Source organism: Bradyrhizobium sp. 192 (assembly GCF_023100965.1).
In the GTDB taxonomy this organism is placed as follows: domain Bacteria; phylum Pseudomonadota; class Alphaproteobacteria; order Rhizobiales; family Xanthobacteraceae; genus Bradyrhizobium; species Bradyrhizobium symbiodeficiens.
Map to the genome: position 1 here is coordinate 1,261,984 of NZ_CP064690.1, position 9,255 is coordinate 1,271,238.

13 protein-coding genes and 1 tRNA gene are annotated in these 9,255 nt (G+C 64.3%); 7 read left to right on the forward strand and 7 right to left on the reverse strand.

What is annotated here, in order from left to right; translation table 11 throughout:
- The first annotated feature begins 25 nt into the window (after window positions 1-25).
- On the forward strand, window positions 26-208 hold the full coding sequence (yacG, locus tag IVB24_RS05975) for a DNA gyrase inhibitor YacG (protein ID WP_166467944.1): 183 nt from the start codon (window positions 26-28) through the stop codon (window positions 206-208).
- Between the two features lie 174 nt (window positions 209-382).
- Window positions 383-458, forward strand: a tRNA-Phe gene (locus tag IVB24_RS05980).
- Between the two features lie 62 nt (window positions 459-520).
- Here the strand turns inward: IVB24_RS05980 and IVB24_RS05985 are convergent.
- The 3 genes from IVB24_RS05985 to IVB24_RS05995 are packed head-to-tail and all read right to left on the reverse strand — an operon-like array spanning window position 521 to window position 3,848.
- Window positions 521-1,738, reverse strand: a complete 1,218-nt coding sequence (locus IVB24_RS05985; protein ID WP_247772366.1) for a cyclopropane-fatty-acyl-phospholipid synthase family protein — start codon at window positions 1,736-1,738, stop codon at window positions 521-523.
- A 3-nt stretch (window positions 1,739-1,741) separates the two neighbouring features.
- Entirely contained in the window at window positions 1,742-2,530 is a 789-nt protein-coding gene (locus tag IVB24_RS05990; RefSeq protein ID WP_247772367.1) for a DUF1365 domain-containing protein, read from the reverse strand.
- 4 nt (window positions 2,531-2,534) lie between these two features.
- A complete protein-coding gene (locus IVB24_RS05995; RefSeq protein WP_247772369.1) occupies window positions 2,535-3,848 on the reverse strand; it encodes an FAD-dependent oxidoreductase in 1,314 nt (437 codons plus the stop codon).
- Between the two features lie 168 nt (window positions 3,849-4,016).
- Here IVB24_RS05995 and IVB24_RS06000 point away from each other — a divergent pair, with 168 nt between their 5' ends.
- Together IVB24_RS06000 and IVB24_RS06005 are read left to right on the forward strand one after the other, a co-directional pair.
- Window positions 4,017-4,820, forward strand: a complete 804-nt coding sequence (locus IVB24_RS06000) for a DUF1295 domain-containing protein (RefSeq protein WP_247772370.1) — start codon at window positions 4,017-4,019, stop codon at window positions 4,818-4,820.
- Between the two features lie 124 nt (window positions 4,821-4,944).
- Window positions 4,945-5,346 carry a DUF2177 family protein gene (locus IVB24_RS06005; protein WP_094977058.1) on the forward strand — a complete coding sequence of 134 codons (402 nt, stop codon included), beginning with the start codon at window positions 4,945-4,947 and terminating at the stop codon, window positions 5,344-5,346.
- Window positions 5,347-5,381: 35 nt separating this feature from the next.
- Here IVB24_RS06005 and IVB24_RS06010 read toward each other — a convergent pair whose 3' ends face one another.
- The 4 genes from IVB24_RS06010 to IVB24_RS06025 form a co-directional block, all read right to left on the reverse strand.
- Window positions 5,382-5,681: a hypothetical protein gene (locus IVB24_RS06010; RefSeq protein WP_247772371.1), complete on the reverse strand. Its 300-nt coding sequence runs from the start codon at window positions 5,679-5,681 to the stop codon at window positions 5,382-5,384.
- A 19-nt stretch (window positions 5,682-5,700) separates the two neighbouring features.
- Entirely contained in the window at window positions 5,701-6,285 is a 585-nt protein-coding gene (locus IVB24_RS06015; protein ID WP_247772372.1) for a sigma-70 family RNA polymerase sigma factor, read from the reverse strand.
- Window positions 6,286-6,364: 79 nt separating this feature from the next.
- Window positions 6,365-7,006: a ChrR family anti-sigma-E factor gene (locus IVB24_RS06020; RefSeq protein ID WP_094976541.1), complete on the reverse strand. Its 642-nt coding sequence runs from the start codon at window positions 7,004-7,006 to the stop codon at window positions 6,365-6,367.
- Window positions 7,003-7,548: a sigma-70 family RNA polymerase sigma factor gene (locus tag IVB24_RS06025; protein WP_140481387.1), complete on the reverse strand. Its 546-nt coding sequence runs from the start codon at window positions 7,546-7,548 to the stop codon at window positions 7,003-7,005. Before IVB24_RS06025 ends, IVB24_RS06020 begins: the two co-directional genes overlap by 4 nt.
- Window positions 7,549-7,846: 298 nt before the next feature.
- On the opposite strand from IVB24_RS06025, the gene IVB24_RS06030 reads away from it, so the two are divergent.
- The 3 genes from IVB24_RS06030 to IVB24_RS06035 all read left to right on the forward strand — a co-directional run bounded on the left by IVB24_RS06030 (window position 7,847) and on the right by IVB24_RS06035 (window position 9,240).
- Complete coding sequence (locus IVB24_RS06030) at window positions 7,847-8,095, forward strand: hypothetical protein (protein ID WP_166467951.1); 249 nt, start codon at window positions 7,847-7,849, stop codon at window positions 8,093-8,095.
- A 180-nt stretch (window positions 8,096-8,275) separates the two neighbouring features.
- The gene (locus IVB24_RS40005) at window positions 8,276-8,404 is read left to right on the forward strand and encodes a hypothetical protein (protein WP_256471568.1); all 129 of its coding nucleotides are present in this window, start codon (window positions 8,276-8,278) and stop codon (window positions 8,402-8,404) included.
- Between the two features lie 173 nt (window positions 8,405-8,577).
- Window positions 8,578-9,240: a heme-binding beta-barrel domain-containing protein gene (locus IVB24_RS06035; protein ID WP_247772374.1), complete on the forward strand. Its 663-nt coding sequence runs from the start codon at window positions 8,578-8,580 to the stop codon at window positions 9,238-9,240.
- The last annotated feature ends 15 nt before the right edge of the window (window positions 9,241-9,255 follow it).

Genomic DNA, 9,255 nt, shown 5'->3' on the forward strand with positions numbered 1-9,255 from the left:
TCACCCCGTGCACGCCGCCGACATCATGGACGACCAAGTCAAAAAGCCCGCCAGCCCGCTCAAAACCTGCCCGATCTGCGGCAAGCCGCAGTCCGAGGCCACCCGCCCGTTCTGCTCCTCGCGCTGCCGCGACGTCGATTTGAACCGTTGGCTGAAAGGCTCCTACGTCATCCCCAGCCGCGACGACGAAGTCGACGACCTCGAATAAATAATAATATCAATAGTTTGCCGGACCGTGCACCCCGCCGCGCGCCAGCCGGGGCAGCTTGTGCACAGCCGGGCCGCGCCCGGCGGAGCCTCTTGGCGAAGCCGGGTGGACAGGCCGCCCCGAGCCCACTATAAACCGCCCGCTCGATGGGCTTTGGCCCCTCTCTTGGAGCACGCCCAGGTAGCTCAGTTGGTAGAGCATGCGACTGAAAATCGCAGTGTCGGTGGTTCGATTCCGCCCCTGGGCACCATTTGCTTCCTGAAGCATCTGCAGCCCGGCATCGCTTGGCAGAGCCGTTGTCTCTGACCCGCCTCACCCCCGCCGCGCAAACACCAACTGCCCGACGTCGATCTTCCCCGCCCTGAATCCGGCCTCGCAGTAGCAGAGATAATATTCCCACAGCCGCCGAAACGGCTCGTCGAACCCGAGCGAGGTCAGGTCGGTCCAGGCCTGGCTGAAATTGTCGCGCCAGAGGGCGAGTGTCCTGGCGTAGTCCTGCCCGAAGACGCGCTCGCGGATGACGGGCATGTCGAAGCGTTCGCCGAGCGCGCGCAGGATGTTCGTCGACGGCAGCATGCCGCCCGGGAAGATGTAGCGCTGGATGAAGTCGACGCGTTGCCGATAGCTGCCGAAGAGTTCGTCGCTGACGGTGATGGCCTGGATGCCGGCCAAGCCGCCGGGCTTGAGCCGCTGGTTCAGCTGATTGAAATAGGCCGGCCAGAACTGCTCGCCGACGGCCTCGATCATCTCGATCGAGGCGATGCGGTCGAAGCGGCCGTCCTGGTCGCGATAGTCCTGCAGTCGCACTTCAACCTTCTCGGCGAGCCCGGCTTCGTGGATTCGCCGACGGGCAAATTCATGCTGCTCTCTGCTGATGGTGAGGGCGAGCACGCTGGCGCCGTAGGTCTTGGCGGCGAATTCGGCGAAGCCGCCCCAGCCGCATCCGATTTCGAGCACGCTCTGACCGGGCTGCAACTCGATGGCCTGCGCCAGCTGCTCGTATTTGTGTCGTTGTGCGGCGGGAAGGTCGGCTGTCTCGGCCGGAAACAAGGCCGATGAATAGGTCATGCTGGAATCGAGCCACGCCGCGAAGAACTCGTTGCCGAGATCGTAATGACGGTGGATGTTGTGCCGCGATCCCTGCCTTGTGTTGCGGCGCAGGAGATGGACTGCCCGCCGGCACAGGCGGACCAGCATGTTGCCGGCAAAGGCGTTGTCGACCAGATCTTCGTTGAGACAGAGCACGTAGAGAAGCTGGGCGAGATCGGGCGTGGTCCAGTCGCCGCGAATATAGGCCTCAGCCATGCCGATATCGCCGCCGATGACGAGGCTGCGCGCGAACCTGTAATTATTCAATTCGATCGTGGCCGACGGGCCCTGAAGCTGGCCACGCAAGGTCACCATCCTGTGGTCGGGCAGGCGCACGTGAACGGTGCCACACCGAAGTTGCGATGCAAGGCGCAGAGCCAGTCGGCCAAAGAACGGGACGCCATCGAATTGCATGGCCTGATGGGTGGCTGCGAGGTCCATGGTCTAGATCTCACGTTGTTTCAAACGAGGCACGTAGGGAACACCTTTCAGCCAGAGCCGCATCGCTTCCCAGTGAATGGCTGCGATCACCTTGAACGTCAGGAATGGCAGGCCGACCAGCGCCGCCAGCAGGGAGCGGCTGGTCAGGGGACGACGTCGTCCGGAGAATGCTGCCGCAAACATCGGGCCCTGATCGCTGCTTTGCAAAATCCGGACTCTCACGTCCCGCTGCGGTGGAGAAACGCTGAAGCGGTACTGTGTTTCCATCTCCATGAAGGGCGAGACGTAAAACTCCTTCGCCTGGGTTTGCCGTATGGCGCAGCCCGCGGCGGCCTCCCGCACCGGCAGGACGTAGCAATGCATTTCGCCGAAGGTGTTGCGGACTTCGTAGATCAGCAGCGCAAGAGCGCCGGACGCGGCATAGCAGAAGTAGACCGAAAGCGGGTTGAACACGTAGCCGAGCACCCTGGGATAACAGAGAAGCAGAACGCGGCCTCCCGTGAGGTCGATGCCTCGTTCGGCTGCGAGGTGCCGGGCGTGTTGGCTGAGGCCCGCGCTCGTGCCTTCGCCGTGATCGCGCTCGTGGAAGCTGAAAGCCGCTGATCGATTGACGCCGAACAGCCGGGATTGGCGATCGGCTTCGTTCAACCTGTCGAGATCAATCAGCAGGCTCATCACGCGGTAGGTGAACCGGTGCAGCACGGGCCGCCATCGCGCGTGCATCACCTTTCCCCAATAGAGCGCGGCGGGCGCTGTCGCATCCTCCACGCTGGCTGGTTTCGCTGGGATCATCGCTTTACTCGGCAGCTTGGGCCAGCAACGGCTCCGGCCGGCGCCACGGTACTTCGCTGCCAAGTGCCTCGGCAACGGAGATGCCGGCCTGCAAGCCATCCTCGTGAAAGCCATAGCCGGTCCAGGCGCCGCAGAACCAGGTTCGGCGACGGCCCTGGATGGCGGGGAGCCGTCGCTGCGCCGCGAACGCTGCCAGATCGTATTGCGGGTGATCGAAGCTGAACTTTCCGAACGTCAGGTGTGCCGCAGGCTCGAACGGAGGGTTGAGGCTGACGAACAACGGCTTGCGGTCGTCGATGCCTTGCAGCCTGTTCATCCAATAGGTCACCGCGACGTCGCTCTCGGCAGGCGTCTGCCGCTCCCATCGCAGGAAGTTCCAGGACGCCCATGCCTGCCGCCGCTTCGGCATGAGGCGGGGATCACGGTGCAGGTAAATGGTGTTGGGGGCATATCTGATCGCGCCGAGAATGGAACGTTCCTCGGCATCGGCATCCGACAGCGCCGCCAGGGCCTGATCGCTGTGACAGGCCATCACGACGGCATCGTAACTTTCCTCACCGCCGTGACTGTCGCGGACGGTCACGCCACGCCCGGTTCGGTCGATCGACGTTACCGCGCAGCCCAGCCGAATGTTGTGCGCGAACGAAGCGGTCAGCTTGTCGACATAGCGTCGGCTGCCGCCCTCCACGGTCCGCCAGCGCGGCCGATCGAGGTGCAACAGCCGGTGGTTGTCGAAGAAGGCCACGAAGTTCTCCGCCGGAAAGGACAGAATGTCGTCGGACGAGGACGACCAGATCGCCGCGCCCATCGGGCCGAGGTAGTCGGAGAACAGCCGCGGCCCGAAGGATTGCCCGCGCAAATACTCACCGAGCGTCAGGTCGCGCAGCCGGCCGGCACTTAGATCGGCCACGCTCTGCCGGTTGAACCGCGCGACCTCCGCCAGCATGCGAAAATATGACGGCGAAGCGAGGTTGCGTGGCTGGGCGAACAGGCCGCAGACTGTTTGCAAGGCCGTCTCGCCGCCACCCCGCCATTCGAACCGGCCTTGATCGGCGGAGAGGGCGAAGCTCATGCAGGTCTCGACCGTCTTCACGCCCAGATGGGAGAACAACGACGTCAATTGCGGATAGTTCGTCTCGTTGAACACGATGAAGCCGACATCGACGTTGAGAGGCTCGCCGTCATAGTCGATTCGAACGGTGTGGCTATGTCCCCCCGGCTGTTGCTCGCGCTCGTAAACGGTGACGGCGTAACGCTTCGACAGGAGCCATGCGGCGGCATTGCCGGCAATTCCCGTCCCGATTACGGCCAAACGCATTCTCTTTCGCCCCCACTGCGGTACCGCCAGCTACGGTCCTTTGAAGCACCGGACAGGAAACGTTTGGCGCGATGGCCCGGATCACTTGGCTGATCGCCTGGAACCCGCCGCCAAGGCGAAACCGCGGCCCGGACATGACGTACAGACAAAGGTCGAATCGGTGAGAGCATGTTCCTTCCATACGTTCAGGCGATTGCCGGCATTGCGCTGGCCCTCTGCCTCCTGATGGCACTGGCCTGGGTCGTTCAGCAGCGCACCGGCAATTCCGGCTGGGTCGATGCGATCTGGTCCTATGCGACCGGCCTCGTCGGCGCGGCCGCGGCCTTGTGGCCGCTGGATGATGGTTCGCCGGCCCGCCGGGTGCTTGTCGCGGGGCTCGTGCTGTTTTGGTCGGTGCGGCTGGGGACGCACATCGCGCAACGCTCCGCAGCCGGGATCGACGATCCCCGCTATGCGAACTACGCGCGCCAATGGGGCGCCGATGCGCCTCGCCGGATGTTCCTCTTCCTGCAATCGCAGGCGCTGGTCTCGTTGCCGCTGCCGTTCGCCGTCTTCCTCGCGGCGCATGCGCCCGGGCCTGAACTGCGGCTGCCGGACTACGCCGGGATCGTCATCATCCTGGTTGCCGTTGCTGGCGAGGCCTTGGCGGACCGGCAGTTGCGGCAGTTCAAGCGCAACCCCTCCAGCAAGGGCCTCGTCTGCGATGTCGGCTTGTGGCGCTGGTCGCGTCACCCGAACTATTTCTTCGAATGGCTGGGATGGCTGGCTTACCCGGTCATCGCGCTATCGCCGGGCTATCCATGGGGGTGGGCCAGCCTGGCAGCGCCCGCGATCATGTACTGGATCCTGGTCCATGTGACGGGCATACCGCCGCTAGAGGAGCAGATGCTGCAATCGCGCGGGGACCGCTATCGCCGATATCAGGCCCGCACCAACGCCTTCTTTCCATGGCCGCCGCGGCGGGAACCGTGATGGACCCTGGTCGCTGCGCCGCAAAGCCGAATGAATCGCCGATGTGATCCGACATGGCTCCCGGGTCGTTAACCTGGCGCTGCTCGACAAGCCGGCCGGATGCAGGGCGACGGGAAACACGGACATGACTCTTTTCTTGACCTATCTCGCGGTGGCCGTGACTTTCGTCGCCGTCGACATGGTCTGGCTGACGATCATGGTCGACAAGCTGTATCGGCCCGTGCTGGGCGACATGTTGCGGGCTCAACCCGATCTGCCCGCCGCGGCAGCTTTCTATCTGCTGTATCCCCTCGGCTTGATCTGGTTTGCCGTGTTGCCTGCACAGCAAGACGGCGGCGCGCTGCGCGCCTTCACATCCGGCCTGCTGCTCGGCTGCTTCACCTATGCGACCTACGATCTGACCAATCAGGCGACGCTGCGGAACTGGTCGACCGGACTGACCCTTGCGGACGTGTGCTGGGGCTCGTTCCTCGCCGGCGTCAGCGCCTGGATCGGGTTTCTCGTCGCTCAAAAGCTGTCGCACTGAGCGACGGCGCCGGGTCAATCAGCCTGCCGATCGCGTCAGGTATGCGTCCGGTCTCCGACCTGCTCGAACGCTTCCCTGGTTTCCGCGATCTTGTCGGACAAGGATATGAAGGCCTTCCGGGCCTGCAGCTTCGACTCCTCGTCGAGCACGAGGGTTGCGAGATCGACCAATCGGTCGCCCATGCGCTCCATGATTGCGAGCAGCCGGTCGACGCCGGCTTCAGGCTCGTCGGCCACGATTCGCTCGACTTCTCTCACGATGGTTTCGAGCCTTGCGATCGAGGAGACGAGCTGGTCGCGTCCACGCTCGGGAAATTCAATGATCTCTGCGGCCATGCACGCTTTCCTGCCGCCTTCAGGCCGCCGCCATCGTGGCCAGGCAATCCTTGCGCACGACCAAAATGGTTCGGTGCAGCCAGGTCTTGATGGTGCCGACCGGCACACCGAAGCGCCGCGACAGGCTCGCGCGGCTCTCGCCTTCCAGATAGGCCAGAGCGACCAGCCTGCGGCGATCTTCCGGCAAACGGGCCAGCGCGCCGCGGGCAACGGGTTCGGCGCCGGCGTAATCGAATTCCTCGGTCGGTGACGGCGCAGCGTCTGCCGCGACCGCAAGCGCCTTCTCCAATTCGACACTCGGCTGTCGTCGGGTCCGCAGATGATCAATGGCGGTGTTTCGGACGATCGCGGACATCCAGGCCATGGCGGGGGCCCGCCCGGAATCGAACCGGGCAGCGTTGCGCCAGATCTTCAGAAAGCTGTCCTGGAGGATATCGTCGACGTCGTGCGGCGCGGCTCCAACGGCCAGCGCGGTCCGGCCCAGCCTGCCGCGGGTCAGCGTATGGAGCTCCGCGAAGGCACGTGTCTCGCCAGTCGAGACGCGGGCCAGCAATTCGCGCAGAATCTCGCTTGGTGCCTGGCTTGGCAGGTTCGAACCGGCCATGTCCTGTCTCCGTTGCGTTTCAAAGAAAACGCTCCGGACGCAGGCCCGGATCACTCGACAGGAGAGGGACGAAGCGCAATCACAGCCGTACGAACGGTCCGATCAATCGGCCGAGGAAACCGTTCATGCGCAGGTCGCCGGTCATGGCGACCAGGCAGACGCAAGGGCCTTCGTCGCCGACGATGGGACGATGATCGACCTCGTCGTCGCCATAGTCGAAATCCCCGGGGCCGAAGCGTCCGCCCTCATGGCTGAAGCTGCCCTCGAGCACCAGCGTCAGCTCGGTGCCGGTGTGGGTGTGCTCGAGCATGCGCGAGCCCGGCGCTGATCTAAGCAGGAAGGCGCGTGCGCTGCCCGAACCGGACAACTCGATCGGTCTCATGCTGAGACCGGGCGCGACGCGCCGGCGCTTGCCGATGCGATAGTTCCGCAGTGCCGGCGGCAGATCATGGTCAATGTCGGACGCGAGGCGGGGCGCGGCGGTCTCCGCCGGAGACAGATGAATTCGCGACATCACGCGGTCGAATGCATCGGGCGCGATCGGCACCGGCTCGACATCCTCCAGCGCGGCGCCCGCAAGCTGCTCGATGGCCCGCACGAAGCGGGCGCACCGTGGGCAGCCAGCCACATGCACCCCGACAACCAGTTGATGAGCCTCTTCCAGATTGCCGGCCGCGAAATCGGCCAGAAGCTCTTCCGGCGGATGATGGCTGATCGTCATGCTTCTTCGTCCAAAATGTCTCGCAACCGGTTCATCGCGAGCCTGATCCTTGACTTGACAGTTCCGAGGGGAATCCCGAGGGTGCTCGCGATCTCCGGATGCGGTCGCTCCTCGATGAACGACAGCCTCACCACCGTGGATTGCTCTGCCGAGAGTTGCTTGATCGCCGCGGCGATCCGCGCCGCATCCTGCACGCGCGACATCAGCACGTCGGCCGTCTCGGCTTGATCCGGTGCATCAGGCAGCTCGGAATCGGATTGCAGCCGGTCCGTCCGCGCCCTGCGGCGGAATAGATCGATCCGCAGGTTGCGCGCGATCGTGAAAATCCAGGCCGGCGCGCCCGCCGTCGCGGGATCGAACTGGTGCGCCTTCCGCCACACGGCGATCATGGTGCCCTGGGCGATCTCTTCCGCCTCATCGGAGCTGCAACCGGCCTTGAGCATCAGCCCCTTGATGCGAGGCGCGAAATGCTCGAACAGCCGCTTGAAAGCCTCCCGGTCGCCGTTGGAGGCGACGTGTCCGATCAAATCAGCCCAGTCCACCTTTGCCTTCGGCCCTTCGCTCGCACCAATCGACAACAGCGCCGCAACTCTCCGGGGTAAACCGGCCTCAGCCCGGATCGGCACCTCTAAAGCCCGGATAGCAGCGATCATAGCGCCTCGACAAGCGACCTCTTGGGCTGGAAACGACCGAGGCAGGCCGCCGGATCACTTGGGGATGCCTGTTGTTGTGGGTTCCATGACCTCCCGGAGATCGCGCTCCGCGTCTGGCACCCGGCTTGCTCAGTCATGACCAAAGCCGGGCCTCGATAGAGAGACCCGTTTCAGGTTGAGGCATGCGATGCAAGAAATGTCCCGTTCTGGTACTGCCGGCGAACTCCGGCTCGATGCGCTGATCGCCGATTTGTGGTGGCGCGTTCGGCTGTTGAATACCGATATTCTCGAGGAGGAGGCCAAAGCCGGCGTGTTCGACGTGCTTGCGCCGACCTATCCGCTGCTCGCACTCAACCTTCGCGCGCGGCGCGACAATTTGGTCGCCACGATCGGCGTGCTCGAGCAGCGCGCGAATTCAATGTCGGAAGCGGCCTGAGAGCGGCCGTCGGCAAGGTCGTGCACCCGATCGTCGGCACGTGACCGACGGCACATATTTCTCTCACGGGTCAACCTGGCTTTGCCGTCCGGTGGTTCGCAGTGCTCCATCAGGCAAAGGACAAGACTCACGCGCAATACCATCCTTGCGGCTTTCGCGGCGCTCATTCTGGCAGGCGCGGTGACGCCCGCGAGCGCGCTGACCATCGTGCGCGATCATCGCGATCCGCCCATCGTGCGCGACCATCGCAATCAGACCATCGTCAGGGACCACCGCACGCAACCCGAGGTCCGCGATCACCGCCACTAAGCGTCCCGGCGGCGGAGCCGAACAGGACAGGTTCGGCTCCGTTTCGCGTCATGTGAGGCGCGACGATCGTCTGCACGTGGCGCCTGTGTCCATTCGCGATTGTGCGGTCTGGGCACGAGCCACACCGGCTCCGCCATGCTATGGCTGCCTCCGCAATATCCCGTGAGGCCGCCATGCTCCCCATTCCCGCCGACATCTTCACCGAGCCCGAGGACGTCTCGCCCGACGGCCTTGCCAATCTCGGCCCGCTCCGCCGTCTCGCAGGGCATTGGCAGGCGGACAAAGGCATCGACATCAATCCGAAGGCGGAGGGGCCGGAGCGGCGGACCTTCATCGAGCACATCCGCATGGACCCGATCGATCCGCAGGCCAACGGGCCGCAGCTGTTGTACGGGCTGCGCTATCACATCCACATCAACACGCCCGAAGAAGACATCACCTTCCACGACCAGGTCGGCTACTGGTTATGGGAGCCTGCGACCGGGCTGATCATGCAGACGCTGGCGATTCCGCGTGGGCAGGTGCTGCTGGCCTCGGGCAAGGCCGGGCCCGACGACAGGACGATCTCGGTCACCGCAAAGCGCGGCGACACCGCCTACGGCATCTGCTCCACGGATTTTCTGGAGCAGGCGTTCCGCACCGACTCCTACCGCTGCGACATCACCTTCAACGACGACGGCAGCTGGACCTATCTGATCCAGACCGCGTTGTTCGTGCGCGGCGCGCCATTCGACCATCGCGACACCAACACACTGCAGCTCGTCGCGCCGCCGAAGCTCAATCCGCTCGCGGTGATCGTCAATGATCGCGGTAGGGCCGATGGGCCGGCGGTGTGAAGCGTGGCGTCGGAG

Excerpts from the sequence above, each read along its gene's own strand:
- IVB24_RS05995 (WP_247772369.1), bottom strand. The coding sequence starts at position 3,848 with ATGCGTTTGGCCGTAATCGGGACGGGAATTGCCGGCAATGCCGCCGCA.
- yacG (WP_166467944.1), top strand. The coding sequence starts at position 26 with ATGGACGACCAAGTCAAAAAGCCCGCCAGCCCGCTCAAAACCTGCCCG.
- IVB24_RS06000 (WP_247772370.1), top strand. The coding sequence starts at position 4,017 with ATGTTCCTTCCATACGTTCAGGCGATTGCCGGCATTGCGCTGGCCCTC.
- IVB24_RS06005 (WP_094977058.1), top strand. The coding sequence starts at position 4,945 with ATGACTCTTTTCTTGACCTATCTCGCGGTGGCCGTGACTTTCGTCGCC.
- IVB24_RS06010 (WP_247772371.1), bottom strand. The coding sequence starts at position 5,681 with ATGGCCGCAGAGATCATTGAATTTCCCGAGCGTGGACGCGACCAGCTC.
- IVB24_RS06030 (WP_166467951.1), top strand. The coding sequence starts at position 7,847 with ATGCAAGAAATGTCCCGTTCTGGTACTGCCGGCGAACTCCGGCTCGAT.
- IVB24_RS06020 (WP_094976541.1), bottom strand. The coding sequence starts at position 7,006 with ATGACGATCAGCCATCATCCGCCGGAAGAGCTTCTGGCCGATTTCGCG.
- IVB24_RS06035 (WP_247772374.1), top strand. The coding sequence starts at position 8,578 with ATGCTCCCCATTCCCGCCGACATCTTCACCGAGCCCGAGGACGTCTCG.
- IVB24_RS06015 (WP_247772372.1), bottom strand. The coding sequence starts at position 6,285 with ATGGCCGGTTCGAACCTGCCAAGCCAGGCACCAAGCGAGATTCTGCGC.
- IVB24_RS05985 (WP_247772366.1), bottom strand. The coding sequence starts at position 1,738 with ATGGACCTCGCAGCCACCCATCAGGCCATGCAATTCGATGGCGTCCCG.
- IVB24_RS05990 (WP_247772367.1), bottom strand. The coding sequence starts at position 2,530 with ATGATCCCAGCGAAACCAGCCAGCGTGGAGGATGCGACAGCGCCCGCC.